Source organism: Streptomyces sp. NPDC005374, assembly GCF_042872225.1.
In the GTDB taxonomy this organism is placed as follows: domain Bacteria; phylum Actinomycetota; class Actinomycetes; order Streptomycetales; family Streptomycetaceae; genus Streptomyces.
The window spans coordinates 1-18990 of record NZ_JBIAKA010000001.1; the positions used below are offsets into that span (position 1 = coordinate 1).

20 protein-coding genes are annotated in these 18990 nt (G+C 71.1%); 10 read left to right on the forward strand and 10 right to left on the reverse strand.

Annotated features, from left to right (window positions below; translation table 11 throughout):
• Window positions 1–539: 539 nt before the first annotated feature.
• The 5 genes from ACFYRX_RS00005 to ACFYRX_RS00025 all read right to left on the reverse strand — a co-directional run bounded on the left by ACFYRX_RS00005 (window position 540) and on the right by ACFYRX_RS00025 (window position 3391).
• Window positions 540–1190 carry a TetR/AcrR family transcriptional regulator gene (locus ACFYRX_RS00005; RefSeq protein ID WP_389095089.1) on the reverse strand — a complete coding sequence of 217 codons (651 nt, stop codon included), beginning with the start codon at window positions 1188–1190 and terminating at the stop codon, window positions 540–542.
• Complete coding sequence (locus ACFYRX_RS00010) at window positions 1187–1867, reverse strand: DUF4166 domain-containing protein (protein WP_389095091.1); 681 nt, start codon at window positions 1865–1867, stop codon at window positions 1187–1189. The genes ACFYRX_RS00005 and ACFYRX_RS00010 overlap by 4 nt, the downstream gene beginning before the upstream one ends.
• Entirely contained in the window at window positions 1864–2616 is a 753-nt protein-coding gene (locus tag ACFYRX_RS00015; protein WP_389095093.1) for a hypothetical protein, read from the reverse strand. Before ACFYRX_RS00015 ends, ACFYRX_RS00010 begins: the two co-directional genes overlap by 4 nt.
• A 140-nt stretch (window positions 2617–2756) precedes the next feature.
• A complete protein-coding gene (locus ACFYRX_RS00020) occupies window positions 2757–3050 on the reverse strand; it encodes an MTH1187 family thiamine-binding protein (RefSeq protein ID WP_141206993.1) in 294 nt (97 codons plus the stop codon).
• Window positions 3047–3391: a DUF3817 domain-containing protein gene (locus ACFYRX_RS00025; RefSeq protein ID WP_389095095.1), complete on the reverse strand. Its 345-nt coding sequence runs from the start codon at window positions 3389–3391 to the stop codon at window positions 3047–3049. Before ACFYRX_RS00025 ends, ACFYRX_RS00020 begins: the two co-directional genes overlap by 4 nt.
• A gap of 575 nt (window positions 3392–3966) precedes the next feature.
• On the opposite strand from ACFYRX_RS00025, the gene ACFYRX_RS00030 reads away from it, so the two are divergent.
• From ACFYRX_RS00030 to ACFYRX_RS00045, 4 genes are all read left to right on the forward strand, one after another.
• Entirely contained in the window at window positions 3967–4599 is a 633-nt protein-coding gene (locus ACFYRX_RS00030; protein ID WP_389096848.1) for an AIM24 family protein, read from the forward strand.
• A 1-nt stretch (window position 4600) separates the two neighbouring features.
• Window positions 4601–5251, forward strand: a complete 651-nt coding sequence (locus ACFYRX_RS00035; protein WP_389095097.1) for an AIM24 family protein — start codon at window positions 4601–4603, stop codon at window positions 5249–5251.
• Window positions 5248–6045 (forward strand): AIM24 family protein, encoded by a 798-nt coding sequence (locus tag ACFYRX_RS00040; protein WP_389095099.1) that lies wholly within the window; start codon window positions 5248–5250, stop codon window positions 6043–6045. The genes ACFYRX_RS00035 and ACFYRX_RS00040 overlap by 4 nt, the downstream gene beginning before the upstream one ends.
• A 92-nt stretch (window positions 6046–6137) precedes the next feature.
• Entirely contained in the window at window positions 6138–6614 is a 477-nt protein-coding gene (locus ACFYRX_RS00045) for a MarR family winged helix-turn-helix transcriptional regulator (protein WP_389095101.1), read from the forward strand.
• A gap of 61 nt (window positions 6615–6675) precedes the next feature.
• On the opposite strand, the gene ACFYRX_RS00050 is transcribed toward ACFYRX_RS00045, so the two are convergent.
• Window positions 6676–8067, reverse strand: coding sequence for a sensor histidine kinase (locus tag ACFYRX_RS00050; RefSeq protein WP_389095103.1), 1392 nt, complete (start codon window positions 8065–8067; stop codon window positions 6676–6678).
• Window positions 8064–8732 carry a response regulator transcription factor gene (locus tag ACFYRX_RS00055; protein WP_389095105.1) on the reverse strand — a complete coding sequence of 223 codons (669 nt, stop codon included), beginning with the start codon at window positions 8730–8732 and terminating at the stop codon, window positions 8064–8066. Before ACFYRX_RS00055 ends, ACFYRX_RS00050 begins: the two co-directional genes overlap by 4 nt.
• Before the next feature lie 125 nt (window positions 8733–8857).
• Between ACFYRX_RS00055 and ACFYRX_RS00060 the strand changes: the two genes are divergently transcribed.
• A complete protein-coding gene (locus ACFYRX_RS00060) occupies window positions 8858–9463 on the forward strand; it encodes a PepSY domain-containing protein (protein WP_389095106.1) in 606 nt (201 codons plus the stop codon).
• A gap of 8 nt (window positions 9464–9471) precedes the next feature.
• On the opposite strand, the gene ACFYRX_RS00065 is transcribed toward ACFYRX_RS00060, so the two are convergent.
• Genes ACFYRX_RS00065 through ACFYRX_RS00075 form a run of 3 tightly spaced genes read right to left on the reverse strand, consistent with a single transcriptional unit; the run spans window position 9472 to window position 11826 of the window.
• A complete protein-coding gene (locus ACFYRX_RS00065; RefSeq protein WP_389095108.1) occupies window positions 9472–9606 on the reverse strand; it encodes a hypothetical protein in 135 nt (44 codons plus the stop codon).
• A gap of 35 nt (window positions 9607–9641) precedes the next feature.
• A complete protein-coding gene (gene meaB / locus ACFYRX_RS00070) occupies window positions 9642–10598 on the reverse strand; it encodes a methylmalonyl Co-A mutase-associated GTPase MeaB (RefSeq protein ID WP_389095109.1) in 957 nt (318 codons plus the stop codon).
• Window positions 10599–10623: 25 nt separating this feature from the next.
• Entirely contained in the window at window positions 10624–11826 is a 1203-nt protein-coding gene (locus ACFYRX_RS00075; RefSeq protein WP_389095111.1) for an acetyl-CoA C-acetyltransferase, read from the reverse strand.
• A 148-nt stretch (window positions 11827–11974) separates the two neighbouring features.
• Between ACFYRX_RS00075 and mce the strand changes: the two genes are divergently transcribed.
• From mce to ACFYRX_RS00100, 5 genes are all read left to right on the forward strand, one after another.
• Window positions 11975–12415: a methylmalonyl-CoA epimerase gene (mce, locus tag ACFYRX_RS00080; RefSeq protein ID WP_389095113.1), complete on the forward strand. Its 441-nt coding sequence runs from the start codon at window positions 11975–11977 to the stop codon at window positions 12413–12415.
• 230 nt (window positions 12416–12645) lie between these two features.
• On the forward strand, window positions 12646–16557 hold the full coding sequence (gene scy, locus ACFYRX_RS00085) for a polarized growth protein Scy (protein WP_389095115.1): 3912 nt from the start codon (window positions 12646–12648) through the stop codon (window positions 16555–16557).
• Window positions 16558–16739: 182 nt separating this feature from the next.
• Window positions 16740–17675 (forward strand): cellulose-binding protein, encoded by a 936-nt coding sequence (locus ACFYRX_RS00090; RefSeq protein WP_389095116.1) that lies wholly within the window; start codon window positions 16740–16742, stop codon window positions 17673–17675.
• Window positions 17676–17748: 73 nt separating this feature from the next.
• Window positions 17749–17922, forward strand: a complete 174-nt coding sequence (locus ACFYRX_RS00095) for a hypothetical protein (RefSeq protein WP_389095118.1) — start codon at window positions 17749–17751, stop codon at window positions 17920–17922.
• A gap of 103 nt (window positions 17923–18025) precedes the next feature.
• Window positions 18026–18988 carry an ABC transporter ATP-binding protein gene (locus ACFYRX_RS00100; protein ID WP_389095120.1) on the forward strand — a complete coding sequence of 321 codons (963 nt, stop codon included), beginning with the start codon at window positions 18026–18028 and terminating at the stop codon, window positions 18986–18988.
• Window positions 18989–18990: the final 2 nt, after the last annotated feature.

Consider the following 18990-nt stretch of genomic DNA (forward strand, 5'->3'; position numbering starts at 1 on the left):
GGCTCCTTGAGCAGTGCTCGGTTCCGGACGCCGGCCGCTGCGGGCGGACACCCCCCACCCCGTCCCCTTCCCGCCGTCGGCGACTGCAGGTGCGTCCACCGTCCCACCCAGGGCGTCGGCGGCTGCGTGCGTCCACCGTCCCGCCCAGGGGTGCGGGGGCCGTGTGCGTCCGAGGTGCGTTCACCGTCCCCACCTAGGGGCGCGGGGAACTGCGCGGCCAGCCCCCACCGGGCCGCACTCGCCCTACGGCAGGCCGTCCCACCCCCTTAGGGGCGCGGGGAACTGCGCGACCAGCCACGACGGAGCCGCAGCCGGTCCACAACCTCTGCAACCTTGACGCCCTCGCACCGACATCGCCGGCGAATACAGAGAGTCGTGGCTGCGATCAGGCATCAGGAGCCGGCTGACGAACCCGTGCATGGGGGAGCACGACGGAGTCGTTCGGGATGTCGCTCCGGATCAGCCGGCGCCAGGCGGGCAGGTGCAGCGGGCCCTACGCCCAGCGGCGGGGGTCCTCTCGGGTCGGGGAGCGGACGGGGTCAGCGGCGGCCGGTCCTGCGCAGGTGGTGGCGCACGGCGCGCTGGGCTACCGGGCCCAGGTCCTCCAACGCGGCGACGAGCACGCCGAGTTGCTCCAGGGCGTCCAGAGCCGCGCCGGCTCCGGCCGCGTCGACCCCTTCGTACAGCTCGATGCCCACGAAGGACGCGGCCACGGCCCGGGCCAGGCCCGCCGGGTCGGCGAACTCCCCGAAGGGCGTGGCCGCGAGGACCCTGGTGAGGACCCTCTCGATCTCGGCGATCCACAACTCCAGACCCGCCGCCGTGGCCGGGCCGAGGGTGGCGTGGGTCTGGGCGCCGGCCAGCAGCTGCCCGAGGAGGGCCACATGTCCGCCGGCCCGCTCCTCCTCGTGGACCCGCCGCCCCACCGCGAGGAGTTCGGACAGCGAGCTCACCGCGGCGAACCGCTCCCGATAACGGGCCACCGAGCGCTCGGCCCCGTAACGGCAGGCCGCCGCGAGGAGTTCGTCGACGGAGCCGAAGTGGTAGAAGACCAGGGCCTGGTTGACCCCGGCGGCCGCCGCGACCGTGCGGGCGGAGGTCTTGGCGATGCCCTGTTCGGTAAGGGTGCGCAGAGCGCCTTCGAGGAGTTTGGTCTTCGTCTCCAGGGACTTCGCGGTCTCGGGGCTCATGCGCGCGCCTCCTCACGGACCGGCCGGAGACCGGGGCGGACTCCGCAGGCCGCGATGTCGGTGTACGTCGCCTCGAAGGAGCCCTCGTAGCCGAAGAGCGGGCCGAAGTACCGGTTCACGACCCGGACCCGGATACGGAAGCGGCCGGCCTCCTCGTCGTACGACTCCCGCACCTCCGCGGTCGCACCGACCAGGTCGGGCACCCGGACGTCCACCATGCCCTCCCGGAACCGGTGCTCCCCGGAACGGATCAGCAGCGAGCCGTCGGGCTCGGCGTGGAAGTGCAGCTCGCTGGCCAGGTGCTGGTGGGTGCCGAGGTAGTCGAGAATGCGGTCGCCCTGGGGGCTCAGCACCATCTGGGCGTCGAAGCGGCGAGGGCGGCCGGGCAGGCGGAAGGTACGCACGAAGCTCACCGTCTCACGGCCGTAGGTGTCGGCGTAGGGCACGTTCTCGATCACGAACGGCACGTTCCGCCCCGGTCTCGGCACCAGGATGTTGCGCGTGGCCCCGAGCGCCAGGAACGGCTTCACGAAGGCCCGGCCGTGCCAGACACGGTCCATCACGCCCCGGCCGGTACAGGCCTCGCCGCTCGCGAGACCGACCGAGAAGCGGCGCTGGAGCTGGGGGTGCAGACGGTCGAAGGCGTCGCCCATCACCGTGCGGAACATCGAGGTCATCGCGGGGTCTCCAGGGTTCGAAGGACACTCGGGGCACGCACGCGTGTGGCCGGTTGGCGCAGGCAGCGCCGGGCCGCGGGAGTACCGGCCAGGGGCGACGTGAACAGGGCCAGCGAGACGATCACGGCGAGCAGCAGTGGCCACACGTACGCCAGCGACGCGGCCAGCGGGCCGAAGAGGCGCAGGAACCGCTCCAGGCCGAGACCGGTGCAGCCGACGGTGACGACGAGGGCGCGCACCAGCAGTTCGGCCAGCCAGTTCCGCAGCGCCCGCTCCGGGGTGATCCCGCGCTCCAGCCACAGCCTCAGCCGGTCGAAGGACCAGGCCGTCGCCCAGCCGATGAGAGGGCGGAAGAGCAGCCTGTCGGCGAGGGCACCGACGCGTCCCCAGCGGGGGCGGTAGTCGTAGCCGGTGAGGAACGTGACGCTGTCGCCGTCGGGGAGGTAGCGCCAGTAGCCGCTGCCCTCCGCGAGGAGCGAGAGCGGGTGCGGGGAGGAGAAGCGCAGGGCCGAGGTGCGAGTGCCGTCGGGGCGTTCCCGCTCCCCCGCCGAGACCCCGGTGCCGGCGACGGTGAGGCCGGGCAGCACGCGCGTGGCGTACCGGAAGCGCTGCGGTTCGCCCTCCGCGCGCGGGAGGTGGGTGATGCGCGTGAAGCGGAGGTCCCAGCGCTGATGCTGCGACGGTTCCTGTGTGCGGGTCCAGAGGTCGTCGAGATCGGCGCGGATGCGGGCCTCGATATAGAGCCCCATTGATTCCCCCAGGTGAGCTCACTGTTTGAGCGACTGCTCAAACACTCAGAGCGGAACCGTACACACTTTTGAGCGATCGCTCAATAACTCGGCCCGAGAAAACCCCGACCCGCGCGGGCCGGGGTTCACATGCGGGGGCGTCAGCCGGCGAGGTGCCGCTCCACCGTCTCCACCTTGGACGTCAGACCGTCCGTCACGCCGGGGCGGATGTCCGCCTTGAGGACCAGCGACACACGCGGCGCCCGCGCCTCGACGGCAGCCACGGCACGCTTCACCACGTCCATCACCTCGTCCCAGTCACCCTCGACCGAAGTAAACATGGCGTCGGTGCGATTGGGGAGCCCCGACTCCCGAACGACCCGCACCGCGTCGGCGACGTACTCACCCACGTCCTCGCCGACCCCGAGCGGGGTCACGGAAAAGGCGACGATCATGCCTTCACGACCCCTTCGCTCCGGGCACGGGAGGCGATGACCGCGTCTTCGGCCTCGCGCTTGAGCTTGCGCTCGGCGAAGAAGCCGCCGGTGGGCAGCACGGAGAGAACGAAGTACCAAATACCGGTCTTCGCGGACCACTTGGTGCGATTCCAGGCGTCCAGCCAGAAGATCACGTACAGGATGAACAGGACGCCGTGGAGCATGCCCATCGGCCGCACGGCGTCGAAGTCCGTGGTCCGCTTCAGCACCGAGCAGACGAGCAGGATCAGGAACGAGACCGCCTCGGGGGCGGAGACCAGGCGGAGGCGTCGGATGGCGGAGGCTGTCTTGAGGTCCACGGGTCACCTTCGGTGAGAGGTACGTCGACGGTCTGGCGGTTTGTGAACGCACGCACAAGCGTTCACCCATTGTGGCAAACGGTTCGGGGGTCCCCGGCTGGGGGGTCGTAGTGCCGTTGGTTTCCTTCATGCCGCTACCGGGACTGGTGGGGCGCCCATTGAAGTGCCGGGCGAGGTCGTCGGGCGGATGCAGGCCGGTGGGGGCTGATCGCGCAGTTCCCCGCGCCCCTGGGTGGGAACGGTGGACGCACCTTTGGACGCGCACGGCCCCCGCGCACCCCTGGGTGGGGACGGTGGACGCACGCAGCCGCCGACGCCCTGGGTGGGACGGTGGACGCGCCTGCAGTCGCCGACGGCGTGAAGGGGACGGGGTGGGGGGTGTCCGCCCGCAGCGGCCGGCGTCCGGAACCGAGCACTGTTGAAACGACCGAGCCGCCGGACCGAGGACGGGCACCCCCCACCCCGGCCCCGACCCACCCACGGGCCTATAGGGGCGCGGGGAACTGCGCACAACACCAGCCCCCACCGGCCCGCAGACACAAGGGCTTTCGGCCAGATATCTTCACTTCGTGGCGATGTTTCGACTCCAAGGCAGCAAGGTGCTGGCCGTCGACATGACCGGAGACGCCGTAAAGGCGAAGAACGGCTCGATGGTCGCGTACGACGGACAGATGGCGTTCAAGAAGATGAGCGGCGGTGGTGAGGGGATCCGCGGCATGGTGACCCGCCGGATCACCGGCGAGCAGATGACCGTGATGGAGGTGTCGGGGCACGGAACGTGCTGGTTCGCGGACCGGGCCTCGGAGATCAACCTCGTCGGCCTCCAGGGGGACAAACTGTTCGTGGAGTCGAGCAACCTGCTCGCGACCGACGCCGGACTCAGGACCGGCACCAGCTTCACCGGCCTACGCGGGGCGACACAGGGCAACGGGCTCTTCACGACGACCGTCGAGGGCCACGGCCAGGCCGCGATCATGTCCGACGGCCCCGCGGTCGTCCTGCGGGTGAGCCGGCAGTACCCCCTGACCGTCGACCCGGGCGCGTACATCGCGCACCAGGGAAACCTGAGCCAGTCCTTCCAGTCCGGTGTGACGTTCCGCACGTTCATGGGCGAGGGCGGCGGCGAGGCCTTCCAGATCCGCTTCGAGGGCGACGGCCTGGTGTACGTCCAGCCCAGCGAGCGGAACACGATCGCGGGGGACGTGTGACATGCCCTTTCGTGAGATCAACTCCAAGATGATCGAGGCGACCGTCCTCCCGGGCCAGCGCCTGTTCAGCCAGCGCGGCGCGATGCTCGCCTACAAGGGCGAGGTGTCCTTCACACCGAACATCCAGGGCGGCCAGGGCGGCATCGCGTCGATGCTCGGGCGCCGGGTGGCGAACGAGGACACCCCGCTGATGACGGTGGAGGGCAGCGGCACCGTCCTGTTCGGGCACGGCGGCCACCACGTCCAGGTCATCAACCTCACCGGCGACACCCTGTACGTCGAGGCGGACCGCCTGCTCGCCTTCGAGGGCACCCTCCAGCAGGGCACCATGTTCATGGGCTCGCAGGGCGGCGTCATGGGGATGGTGCGGGGCCAGGTCAGCGGCCAGGGACTCTTCACGACCACCCTCAAGGGCCACGGCTCGGTGGCCGTCATGGCCCACGGCGGCGTCTTCGAGGTCCCGATCACCCCGCAGCGCCCGGTGCACGTCGACCCGCAGGCCTACGTCGCCCACCACGGCGACGTCCGCAACAAGCTGTCGACGGCGCTCGGCTGGCGCGACATGGTGGGCCGCGGTTCCGGCGAGGCCTTCCAGCTGGAGCTCAGCGGAAACGGCGCGGTGTACGTCCAGGCCTCTGAGGAGAAGCTGTGAGCCACTACCCGGGCGCGGGTCCCACCGTGTACGACCCCATGACGCTGCCCTCGGACGACAACGTCAACAACTACACCTTCTGCATGGAGCTCAAGGGGAGCCAGTGGTTCCTGCAGAAGGGGAAGATGATCGCCTACTACGGGCAGATGGACTTCAACGGCATCGGGCACGGCCGTTTCGACGGCCTCATCCGTACGTCCTTCCATTCGCCTCTGCACGCGAGCGACTGGGTCGTGGCGCAGGGTTCCGGCAAGATGCTCCTCGCCGACCGGGCCTTCGACGTGAACTCGTACGACCTGGACAACGGCAACCTGACCATTCGCTCGGGCAACTTGCTCGCTTTTCAGCCAAGTCTCGCGCTCAAGCAGTCGATCGTGCCGGGCTTCCTGACCCTCATCGGAACCGGAAAGTTCGTGGCCGCCTCCAACGGCCCGGTGGTGTTCATGGAGCCCCCGATCCGGGTGGACCCGCAAGCGCTTGTGGGCTGGGCGGACTGCCCCTCACCGTGCCACCACTACGACCACGGGTACATGACAGGCCTGATGGGTGGTCTACGTGCGATGACGGGCCTCGGCGGGGCTTCCGGGGAGGAGCACCAGTTCGAGTTCGTGGGGGCCGGAACGGTACTTCTCCAGTCCTCCGAGGCACTCATGGCCGAACAGGCCACGGGGGCGGTTCCGCTCGAGCCCGGAGTGCCCGGCGGACACGGGGTACCCACAGGGCATCCACAGCAGCCGGGGGTACCGCGCCTTCCCGGACAGCTGGGTGACCTCCAGCGTCGCTTCGGGCTGTGAGCGGTAGTCTGCGGAGTGTGACGTCGAACGTGTGCGCGCCGTCACACCACCCTCATTAGTTCGCCTTTCAACCTTTTAGGTAGACTTCATTCATGGAGACCGAGACGGCCACGCGCTGGCTGACCGATGCGGAGCAGTGCGCCTGGCGCACCCACCTGGAGGTCAACAGGCTGTTGACGTATCAGCTCGAAAGGGACCTTCAACCGTTCGGCCTGACGATGAACGACTACGAGATCCTGGTCAATCTCTCCGAGTCGGAGGGCGTACGGATGCGGATGAGCGACCTCGCGGCCGCCACCCTCCAGTCCAAGAGCCGGCTCTCGCACCAGATCACCCGCATGGAGAGCGCGGACCTGGTCAGGCGGGAGAACTGCGAGTCCGACCGCCGCGGCCTGTACGCGGTCCTGACCGAACACGGCATGGAGACGATGAAGAAGGTCGCGCCCCATCACGTGGCCTCCGTGCGAAGGCACTTCATCGACCTCGTACCGGTCGAGTCCCTGCCGGAACTGGACAAGGCCTTGAAGCCGATCGCGGAGCACCTGAGAGGTCACCGGGGCCGCCCCTGAGGAACTGCGCGACCGGCCACGACGGCGAGGCAGACGCCGGACGGCAGGTCGAGGCAGTCCCCTAGGCGATCGAAACCGGCAGGCGGAGCTCGAAAAGAGCCCCGCCTGTCGGCGCATCACGAACCGTCAGCGTGCCACCATGCCGAGCCGCGACATCCCGGGCAATGGCAAGACCCAGCCCCGCGCCCCCGTCGTCCCGCGCCCGCGCCTCGTCCAGCCTCACGAACCGCTCGAAGATCCGCTCCAGGTCCGCCGGGGGCACCCCGTCCCCGTCGTCGGCGACCTCCACGACGGCCCATGCCCCGTCCCGCCGCACGGTCACGGTGACCGCCGACCGGGCGTGCCGCTGGGCGTTGTCGAGCAGATTGCCCAGAACCCGTTCCAACTGCCCCCGGGATCCGGTCACTTCCACCCGCGCCGCCCCGGCCGTCACGCCGTCCCGCCCGCGGCTCTCCCGCAGGGCCAGCTCGCCGAGGTCGATCCGGCCGTCACCGGGCCGCTCCCCCGCGTCCAGCCGGGCCAGCAGCAGCAGGTCCGCCGCAAGCCGCTGCAAGCGAACCGTGTCCTCGACCGCCCCCTCCAGATCCAGCAACTCAGGATGCGCGGCGGCGACCTCCAACTGCGTCCGCAGGGAGGCGATCGGGCTGCGCAGCTCGTGCGAGGCGTCCGCGACGAACCGGCGCTGGCGTTCCACCGAGGTCTCCAGCGCGGCCAGGGTCTCGTTGGTGGTGCGGGCGAGGCGGGCCACCTCGTCGTGGGTGTCCGGCACCGGGACGCGGCGCGCGAGGTCCTGCGAGGCGGTGATGGCCGCCATTTCCCGGCGGATGGCCTCAACCGGGCGAAGGGCGCGACGCGTGACGGTCCAGGTCACCCAGGCGACCACCCCGAGCAGGAGGGGCAGGCCGATCAGCATGACCGTGGCGGCGGTGTGCACCGCGTCCTGCTGGGCCTGGAGCGAGGCACCGGCGTACACGAGGACCGTCTGTTCGCGTCGGTCGGTGACGTCGACCTGGGCGAACCGGTACGCGGCGCCCTCCCCGTCCACGGTGGCCCGGCCCTGCCCGTGCCAGGTGACCTCACCGACCTCGCCGGCCTCGTTGTCGTCGTTGTCCTCGCCCTGCCGCGCGTCGGGGCTCGGGATCGGGGTGACGTCCAGGACCCCGGTACCGCTGATCGACTCCAGGTCCTCGCTCGCCGCGAGCACCCGCCCGTCCCGGTCGACCACCTGGACCGGATGGTCCTCGTCCAGGTCCAGTTCCCGGTACGGCACACCCTGCGCGATCTGCGTCGCCACCCCCCGGGCGGCGCTGTCGGCGACGGTGTCCGCCTGGCCGGCGAGGTTGCTGCGCAGCGACAGCAGGACGACGGCGCCGGCGGCGATCAGGGCCACGGCCACCACGGCGGTCGCGGCCAGCGTCGCCCGCGCCCGGACCGAGCCGAACAGCCTCCTCACCTCCCGGCCTCCAGCCGGTATCCCGCGCCCCGGACCGTCCGGATCAGCCCCGCGTCCAGCTTCCGGCGCAGGGTGCTGACGTACACCTCGACGATGTTCGGGTCCCCGTCGTACGCGAAGTCCCAGACGTGCTCAAGGATCTGCGCCTTGGAGACCACCTCGCCGGCCCGCACGGCGAGCTGTTCCAGGACGGAGAACTCCTTGGTGGTGAGGGTGACTTCGCCGCCGTCGAGGAAGACCCGGCGGGCGGCGGTGTCGATCCGGAGGCCGCCGAGTTCGAGCACCGGCGAGGCCCCGTTCCCGTTGCCGCGCCGCCGCAGCAGGGCCTTGATGCGGGCCACGAGGACGACGTAGGAGAAGGGTTTGGTCAGGTAGTCGTCGGCGCCCGTGTCCAGGCCCTCGGCCTCGTCGTACTCGCCGTCCTTGGCGGTGAGCATCAGGATCGGCACCTCGTGACCCGCGGCGCGCAGGGCGGCGCAGACCCGGTAGCCGTTGAGGCCGGGCAGCATGATGTCGAGGATCACCAGGTCGTACGACCCCTCGGTGGCCCGGTGCAGTCCCTCCCGGCCGTCGTGGACGACGTCGACGGCGTAGCCCTCGGCGGTGAGTCCCTTGGCGAGGGAGAGGGCGAGTCGCTTTTCGTCCTCGACGATCAACAGGCGCATGCGTCCAGGGTGGCAAACCGAACCTGAAGACGCCTTCAGGAGGCTTCAGGCCTGCTTCAGCTCCCCTCCGGCAGCGTGGGTCCCGTCGAAAGCGAACGAAGCAGAACGGCTCTGGAGGAATCCTCATGAAGCGCAACATCGTCATCGCCACCCTCACCGCCGCCGCCCTGGCGACCGGCGGCACCGTCGCGGCATTCGCGGCGGGGAACGACGCGGCGACGGCGACGCAGCGCCAGGCGAACACCGGCGCCCAGGTGGCCGCGGACCACGACGACTCCGACGACGACCGCACAACGGTCCGCACCGGCAACGTCACCGCCGCCGAGGCGATCGCGGCCGCCCTGAAGCACACCCCGGGCACCGCCGTCTCCGCCGACCTGGACGACGACGGCGCCGACGCGTGGGAGGTGACCGTCGTCAAGGGCGACGGCTCGGAGTACGACGTGCGGGTCGCCCCGGACTCCGGCAAGGTGCTCGGCGCCCAGCGCGACACCGACGACGACAACGACGCCGACGACCGCGCCGAGCTCGCCGCACTGAAGGGCGCGAGGACCGACGCCCGCGAGGCCGCCCTGGCCGCCGCCGCGAAGGGCACGGTCACCGAGGTCGGTCTCGACGACGACAAGGGCGCCGTGACCTGGAGCGTGGACACCGTGAAGGACGGCAAGCAGGGCGAGTGGAAGGTCGCCCTCGGCTCGGGCAAGGTCACCCAGGACCGCGACGACGACTGACACGGCCGTCACACGACAGCCGCACCACCGCGAAGGGCGCCCCTCCCCCGGGCGCCCTTCGCCATGGTCAGCACCGCCGTCACGGCGACCACCCCGCCCGTCACCGCGAAACACACGGCCTGCCCCGCGAGAACTCCGCCCACGGCCGTTCCACCCGTGCTGCCGGCGTTGAAGGGCCTCAGCCCTGTGTGAGCCCCTCCACCAGTTCGTCCGCCGCCCCGTACGGGTCCAGTTCGCCGGCGACGATGCGCTCGGCGAGCGCGCCGAGGCGCCGGTCGCCGCTCAGGTCGCCGATGCGTGCGCGCAGGGCCGTGAGGGCGATCGCCTCGACCTCGTGGGCGGCGCGGGCGCGGCGGCGCTCGGTGAGGACACCGTGCTCCTCCATCCAGGCGCGGTGCTTGTCCAGCGCCTCGACGACCTCGTCGATGCCCTCGGCGCGACTGGCGACCGTCTTGACGATGGGCGGACGCCAGTCGCCGGGGCCTCGGGACTCGCCCAGGCCCAGCATGTGGTTGAGCTCGCGGGCGGTCGCGTCGGCGCCGTCGCGGTCGGCCTTGTTGACGACGTAGACGTCGCCGATCTCCAGGATTCCGGCCTTGGCGGCCTGGATGCCGTCGCCCATGCCCGGGGCGAGCAGCACCACGGAGGTGTCGGCCTGGGAGGCGATCTCGACCTCCGACTGGCCCACGCCGACCGTCTCGACCAGGATCACGTCGCAGCCGGCCGCGTCCAGGACCCGGATGGCCTGCGGGGCGGACCGGGCGAGACCGCCGAGGTGGCCGCGGGTGGCCATGGAGCGGATGTAGACGCCGGGGTCGGAGGCGTGGTCCGACATGCGCACCCGGTCGCCCAGCAGGGCGCCGCCGGAGAACGGCGAGGACGGGTCGACGGCCAGGACGCCGACCCGCCTGTCCTGCTTGCGGTAGGCGGTCACGAGGGCCGAGGTGGACGTCGACTTGCCCACCCCGGGCGATCCCGTCAGGCCCACCACGTACGCGTTGCCCGTCAGCGGGGCCAGCGCCTGCATGACCTCCCTGAGCTGCGGGGACGCCCCCTCCACGAGGGAGATCAGCCGGGCCACGGCCCGCGGCCGGCCTTCCCTGGCCTGGGCGACCAGCGAGGAGACGTCCTGCATCACAGCTCCGTTCAGCGAGGGGGACTCAGGCCTTGGGTACCCGCACGATCAGCGCGTCACCCTGGCCGCCGCCGCCGCACAGCGCGGCCGCGCCCACGCCGCCGCCCCGGCGCTTCAGCTCCAGGGCCAGGTGCAGGACGAGCCGGGCGCCGGACATGCCGATGGGGTGGCCCAGGGCGATCGCGCCACCGTTCACGTTCACCTTTTCGGTGGACACGCCGAGGTCCTTCATCGACTGGACCGCGACGGCCGCGAAGGCCTCGTTGATCTCGATCAGGTCGAGGTCGGAGACCTCCAGGCCCTCCTTCTTGAGGGCGTGCAGGATCGCGTTGGACGGCTGGGACTGCAGGGAGTTGTCGGGACCGGCCACGTTGCCGTGGGCGCCGATCTCGGCGATCCACTCGAGGCCGAGCTCCTGCGCCTTGGCCTTGCTCATCACGACCACGGCGGCGGCACCGTCGGAGATCTGCGAGGAGGTGCCGGCCGTGATGGTGCCGTCCTTGGTGAAGGCCGGGCGCAGCTTGCCCAGGGACTCGGCCGTGGTGTCGGCGCGGATGCCCTCGTCCTTGCTGAAGACGACCGGCTCGCCCTTGCGCTGCGGGATCTCGACCGGGGTGATCTCGGCCTCGAAGACGCCGTTCTTCTGCGCTGCGGCGGCGCGCTGGTGGGACAGCGCGCCGATCTCGTCCTGCTCGGGGCGCTGGATGCCGAGCCGCGTGTTGTGCTTCTCCGTGGACTCGCCCATGGGGATGTTCTCGTAGGCGTCGGTGAGGCCGTCGTAGGCCATCGCGTCGAGCATCTCGATCGCGCCGTACTTGAAGCCCTCGCGGGACTTCGGGAGCAGGTGCGGGGCGTTGGTCATGGACTCCTGGCCGCCCGCGACGACCACGTCGAACTCGCCCGCGCGGATCAGCTGGTCGGCCAGCGCGATGGCGTCGAGGCCCGAGAGACACACCTTGTTGATGGTGAGCGCTGGGACGTTCATCGGGATGCCGGCCTTGATCGCGGCCTGGCGTGCCGGGATCTGGCCCGCCCCGGCCTGGAGCACCTGGCCCATGATGACGTACTGCACCTGGTCGCCACCGATTCCCGCACGGTCGAGGGCGGCCTTGATCGCGAAGCCGCCGAGGTCGGCTCCGGAGAAGGACTTCAGCGAGCCCAGCAGTCGTCCCATGGGCGTACGGGCGCCCGCGACGATCACCGAGGTGGTGCTGTTCGATCCAGACATGAGGTGCGATCCCCTTACCGGCTGCACTGCCGAGGAGTGAACGAGGGTTTACTTCGAATGTACTGAGTGGCACTCCGTGCCGTCATCGCTCCGTCGGTGTGATCGCGCGCACGTTGCGTAACCGTTCCGCGAGCGCTGCACTGACTACATGCTGACGCGAATCGACCACATCGGGATCGCCTGTTTCGACCTCGACAAGACCGTCGAGTTCTACCGGGCCACGTACGGCTTCGAGGTGTTCCACTCGGAGGTCAACGAGGAGCAGGGCGTGCGCGAGGCCATGCTCAAGATCAACGATACGTCCGACGGCGGCGCTTCCTACCTGCAGCTTCTGGAGCCGACCCGCCCCGACTCGACCGTCGCGAAGTGGCTGGACAAGAACGGCGAGGGTGTCCACCACATCGCTTTCGGTACGGCGGACGTCGACACCGAGGCGGCGGACATCAAGGACAAGGGCGTACGCGTTCTGTACGAGGAGCCGCGACGTGGCTCCATGGGGTCACGGATCACCTTCCTGCACCCGAAGGATTGCCACGGCGTACTGACAGAACTGGTCACTTCGGCGCCTGTTGAGTCACCTGAGCACTGACCCTCGTACATATGGGCCGGTAGGGTTGGGGGCGGTCGCCGCTCTTGCCAGGGCGACCGGGTCCTGCCCATGGCGGCAGAACCGCGCCGGGGTCCGGGTTTCGGGGGCGAGCAGTGGGCGGCAGCCCATGCTCCACCGTGATCTGACACCATTCCCCGGGGGCCCCGTTCGGCGGATGGACAGGGCTCGTTCGGAAAGACTTGCGACCAGGGGACGGATGGGACCGCGCAGTGCGGGGCTACGAACGCCAGGAGCGAGAGCCGGCGGCTGACGTCGACCACCTCTCTCGGTTCGAGGCCGAGATGGATCGGCTGAAGACCGAGCGGGAAAAGGCGATTCAGCACGCCGAGGACCTCGGCTACCAGGTCGAGGTGCTGCGCGCCAAGCTGCACGAGGCGCGGCGCACCCTCATGTCCCGGCCCGAATTCGGCGGCGGCGACATCGGCTACCAGGCCGAGCAGTTGCTGCGCAATGCGCAGATCCAGGCCGACCAGTTGCGCCAGGACGCCGAGCGCGAGCTGAGCCAGGTCCGCGCGCAGACCCAGCGCATCCTCCAGGAGCACGCCGAGCAGGCCGCCCGCCTGCAGGCGGAGCTGCACCAGGAGGCGGTCACCCGCCGTCAGCAGCTCGACCAGGAGCTGTCCGAGCGCCGCCAGACCGTCGAGTCCCACGTCAACGAGAACGTGGCATGGGCCGAGCAGCTGCGCGCCCGCAGCGAGTCCCAGGCCCGCCGGCTCCTGGAGGAGTCCCGCGCGGAGGCCGAGCAGGCCCTGGCGGCCGCCCGCGCGGAGGCCGAGCGGGTCGCCGCCGAGGCCCGTCAGCGTCTGACGAGCGAGGCCGAGGCGGCCCGTGCGGAGGCCGAACAGCTGCTGCGCCGCGCCCGCGCGGACGCCGAGCGACTGATCGACAGCGCCTCCACACAGGCCCAGGAGGCCACCGACCACGCCGAGCAGCTGCGCACCTCCACGGCGACCGAGTCGGACTCCGCCCGCCGTCAGGCCACCGAGCTCAGCCGCGCCGCCGAGCAGCGCATCGCGGAGGCCGACGAGGCGCTGCGCAAGGCGCAGGCCGAGGCCGACAAGGTGCTCAGCGAGGCCAAGGCGGCCGCCGAGAAGGCGCTGGCGAGCGCGGAGTCGGCGAACGAACAGCGCACGCGCACGGCCAAGGAGCAGGTCGCCCGGCTCGTCACCGAGGCCAGCCAGGAGGCCGAGGCGACCAAGGCGGCCGCCGAGCAGATCGTCGCGGACGCCCGCGCCGAGGCCGAGAAGATCACCGCCGAGGCCTCCGAGAAGGCCCGCACGCTCACCGCCGAGGAGAGCGCGACCCAGCTCTCCAAAGCGGCCAAGACCGCCGAGGACGTCCTCAACAAGGCGCAGGAGGACGCGCGGAACACCACCAAGGCCGCCGCCGAGGAGGCCGAGCGGATCCGTCGCGAGGCGGAGACCGAGGCGGACCGGCTGCGGGCCGAGGCGCACGACATCGCCGAACAGCTCAAGGGCTCCGCGAAGGACGACACCAAGGAGTACCGGGCCAAGACGGTCGAGCTCCAGGAGGAGGCCCGTCGGCTGCGCGGCGAGGCCGAGCAGCTGCGCGCCGACGCGGTCGCCGAGGGCGAGAAGATCCGCGCGGAGGCCCGCAAGGAGGCCGTCCAGCAGATCGAGGAGGCCGCCAGGACCGCCGAGGAGCTGCTCGCCAAGGCCAAGGCGGACGCCGACGAGCTGCGCCAGACCGCGACGACGGACAGCGAAAAGGTCCGCACCGAGGCCATCGAGCGCGCCACCACGCTGCGTCGGCAGGCCGAGGAGACCCTTCAGCGCACCCGTCAGGAGGCCGAGCGGCACCGCGAGGAGGTCGCCGAGCAGGCCGAGGGCATCAAGGCCGACGCCGAGCGGGCCGCCCTTGAGCTGCACGAGGAGACCGAGCGGGCCATAGAGGCCCGCCGCGCCGAGGCCGCCGAGGAACTGACCCGGCTGCACACCGAGGCCGAGGAGCGCCTCGCCACCGCCGAGCAGGCCCTCACCGAGGCCCGTGAGGAGGCCTCACGGATCCGCCGCGAGGCCGCCGAGGAGACCGACCGGCTGCGTGGCGAGGCCGCCGAGCGGATCCGTTCGCTCCAGCAGCAGGCCGAGGCCGAGGCCGACCGGCTGCGCACCGAGGCCGCGTCCGACGCGTCCGCCTCCCGCGCCGAGGGCGAGGCCGTCGCCGTACGGCTGCGTTCCGAGGCGGCCGCCGAGGCGGAGCGGCTGAAGACCGAGGCCCAGGACACCGCGGACCGGCTCCGGGCGGAGGCGCGGGCCGCCGCCGAGCGGCTCGCCACCGAGGCGTCCGAGACGCTGGCCGCCGCCCAGGAGGAGGCCGACCGGCGCCGCCGCGAGGCCGAGGAGTACCTCGGCTCGGCCCGCCAGGAGGCCGACCAGGAGCGCGAGCGGGCCCGCGAGCAGAGCGAGGAACTCCTCGCCTCGGCCCGCAACCGGGTCGAGGAGGCCCAGACCGAGGCCGTACGTCTGGTCGAGGAGGCGGACCGGCGGGCCACCGAGATGGTGTCGGCCGCCGAGCAGCACGCGCAGCAGGTGCGGGACTCCGTCGCCGGGCTGCACGAGCAGGCACAGGAGGAGATCACCGGGCTGCGCAGCGCCGCCGAGCACGTGGCCGACCGCACCCGGCGCGAGGCGCAGGAGGAGGCCGACCGGGTCCGCTCGGACGCCTACTCCGAGCGGGAGCGGGCCAGCGAGGACGCGGCCCGGATCCGGCGCGAGGCCGCCGAGGAGACCGACGCGGCCAAGTCGCTCGCCGAGCGCACCGTCTCGGAGGCGATCTCGGAGGCGGAGCGGCTCAGGTCGGAGTCGTCCGAGTACGCCCAGCGGGCGCGCACCGAGGCCTCCGACGCGATCGCCCAGGCCGAGCAGGACGCCTCCCGGACCCGGGCGGACGCCCGCGAGGACGCCAACCGCATCCGGTCGGACGCGGCGACGCAGGCGGACACCCTCATCACCGAGTCGCGCAACGAGGCGGAGCGGCTCACCGAGGAGACCATCGCCGACACCGACCGGCTGCGGACGGAGACGGTCGCCGAGGCGGAGCGGGTGCGCGTCGAGGCGATCACCGAGGCCGACCGGGTGCGGGCCGAATCGGTCGCCAGGGCCGAGCAGTTGATCGGCGAGGCCGCCGGCGACGCGGAGCGCCTGCGGGCCGAGGCCGCCGAGACGGTCGGTCAGGCCCAGCAGCACGCGGAGCGGATCCGTACCCAGTCCGAGCGGGTCAGGGAGGACGCGGCGGCCACGGCCGAGGAACTGGTCAACTCCGCGCGCGCGGAAGCCGATCGCACCCTCGACGAGGCCCGCAAGGATGCCAACAAGCGGCGTTCCGAGGCCGCCGAGCAGGTCGACACGCTCATCACGGAGACCGCCGCCGAGGCGGACAAGCTGCTCACCGAGGCGCAGCAGCAGGCGCTCAAGACCACCGCGGACGCGGAGGCGCAGGCCGACAGCATGGTGGGCGCGGCCCGCAAGGAGGCCGACCGGCTGGTGTCCCAGGCGACGGTCGAGGGCAACTCGACGGTGGAGAAGGCCCGTACGGACGCGGACGAACTGCTCGTCGGCGCCCGCCGGGACGCCACCGCCATACGGGAGCGGGCGGAGGAGCTGCGCGACCGGATCACGGGCGAGATCGAGGCACTGCACGAGCGGGCCCGCCGTGAGGCCGCGGAGACCATGAGGTCGACCGGCGACCGCTGTGACGCGCTCATCAAGGCGTCCGAGGAGCAGCTCGCCAAGGCGCAGGCGAAGGCCAAGGAGCTGGTCTCGGAGGCCAATTCGGAGGCCGGCAAGGTGCGGATCGCCGCGGTCAAGAAGGCCGAGGCGCTCCTCAAGGAGGCCGAGCAGAAGAAGGCCACGCTGGTCCGGGAGGCCGAGGAGCTCAAGGCCGAGGCGATCCGCGAGGCCAAGCGCACGGTCGAGGAGGGCAAGCGCGAGCTCGAGGTCCTCGTCCGGCGCCGCGAGGACATCAACACCGAGATCTCCCGTGTCCAGGATGTCCTGGAGGCGTTGGAGTCTTTCGAGGCTCCAGCGGCGGGCAAGGACAACGGCGTCAAGGCGGGCGCAGCGGTCGGCGCCCCTCGTTCGGGTAAGCCTTCGGACAGCTAACCGACTGCTTGGTTCCGGTCCCGTCTGGGGCCTTTGACCAAGTTTTTGGCAAGCCGTCCCGGGGTTAGCCACTCAAAAGGGGTGTCATTCTCCAGATCAAACACGTATCCGCTCGATGACACACCGCTTCGGCCCCTAGGATTCCCCCTATCACCTCACCGGTCTCATTTGACAGGAACCCCATGAGCGACACTTCCCCCTACGGCTTCGAGCTTGTGCGGCGTGGGTACGACCGCGCGCAGGTGGACGAACGGATCTCCAAGCTCGTCTCCGACCGTGACAGCGCTCTCTCCCGCATCACCGCCCTGGAGAAGCGCATCGAGGAGCTCCACCTCGAGACGCAGAACGCCCAGGCCCAGGTGTCCGACGCGGAGCCGTCGTACGCCGGCCTCGGCGCGCGGGTCGAGAAGATCCTCCGCCTCGCCGAGGAGGAGGCCAAGGATCTGCGCGAGGAGGCCCGTCGCGCGGCCGAGCAGCACCGCGAGCTCGCCGAGTCGGCGGCCCAGCAGGTCCGCAACGACGCGGAATCGTTCTCCGCGGAGCGCAAGGCCAAGGCCGAGGACGAGGGCGTCCGGATCGTCGAGAAGGCCAAGAGCGACTCCTCCCAGCTGCGCCAGGAGGCGCAGAAGGACGCGCAGCAGAAGCGTGAGGAGGCCGACGCCCTCTTCGAGGAGACCCGCGCCAAGGCCGCGCAGGCCGCCGCCGACTTCGAGACGAACCTCGCCAAGCGCCGCGAGCAGTCCGAGCGCGACCTGGCGTCCCGTCAGCAGAAGGCGGAGAAGCGCCTCGCGGAGATCGAGCACCGCGCGGAGCAGCTGCGCCTGGAGGCCGAGAAGCTGCGTACCGACGCCGAGCGTCGCGCCCGCCAGACGGTGGAGACCGCGCAGCGCCAGGCCGAGGACATCGTGGCCGACGCCAACGCCAAGGCCGACCGCATCCGTTCGGAATCCGAGCGCGAGCTGGCGGCTCTGACGAACCGTCGCGACTCGATCAACGCTCAGCTGACGAACGTCCGCGAGATGCTCGCCACGCTCACGGGTGCCGCGGTGGCCGCCGCCAGCTCCCCGGTCGAGGACGAGCCGATCTCCCGTGGGGTTCCGGCTCAGCAGTCCCGGTAGTCAGTAGCGCGTTCCAGAGGCCCGCACCGTCTCCCCCGAAGGTGCGGGCCTCCGGCGTGGGCGGAACCTGTCCGTGCGCGCCCTGCCCCCGGCCCTCGGCATCCCGCCCGGCCGACGGGGCGCACCGGAGGTCAGACACCGGACCCGCCCGCGCGGCCCGCCGCCGGTCCACGTCTCCTCCGCGCTCGGCGGCTTCCTCCGCACCGCAGGCCTCGCGGCCGTACTCGGCCATGGCGGTGTCGCGTAAGCCTTCGTCCCGTCCACGGGTTTCACGTTTCTTGCCGCGCTCGTCGGTCTCCGTTTGCCCATCGGAGTGGCATTCGAAGGGGCCCGCCCCTAGCGTGGTCGGCATGATCGAGCTCGAGGGGCTGACCAAGCGGTACGGCGAGAAGGTGGCGGTCAACAACCTGACCTTCGCCGTCAGACCGGGCATCGTCACGGGCTTCCTCGGTCCCAACGGTGCCGGCAAGTCGACCACCATGCGCATGATGCTGGGCCTGGACCGGCCGACCGCCGGCGACGTCCGTATCGACGGCAAGCACTACGACCAGCTCAAGGACCCGCTGACGTACATCGGCGCCCTGCTGGACGCCAAGGCCATGCACGGCGGGCGCAGCGCCTTCAACCACCTGCTGTGTCTCGCGCAGAGCAACGGCATCTCGCGCAAGAGGGTCGACGAGGTGCTGGACACGGTCGGGCTCACCGCCGTCGCGAAGAAGAAGGCCAAGGGCTTCTCGCTCGGCATGGGACAGCGGCTCGGGATCGCGGGCGCACTGCTCGGTGATCCGCGGATCCTGATGTTCGACGAGCCGGTCAACGGACTGGACCCCGAGGGCATCCACTGGATCCGCAACCTGATGAAGTCCCTTGCCGCGCAGGGCCGTACGGTCTTCGTCTCCTCCCATCTCATGAGCGAGATGGCGCTGACCGCCGACCACCTCGTCGTCATCGGCCAGGGGCGGCTGCTCGCCGACACCTCCATGGCCGACTTCATCGCGCAGAACTCGCGGTCGTACGTCCGTATCCGGACCCCGCAGCGCGAGCGCCTGCTCGACGTGCTGCACGCGGCCGGGGTGACCGTGGTGGAGACCGGCAACGGCACGCTGGAGGTGGACGGCAGCAAGTCCGAGCACATCGGTGAGCTGGCCGCCCAGCACCAGCTCGTGCTGCACGAGCTGAGTCCCCAACAGGCCTCCCTGGAGGAGGCGTTCATGCAGCTGACCGCGGAGTCGGTCGAGTACCACGCACACAGCGACACACCCGTCGACGCACCGCAGCAGCAGCCGTGGGGCAACGGCTGGAAGGGGAACTGACC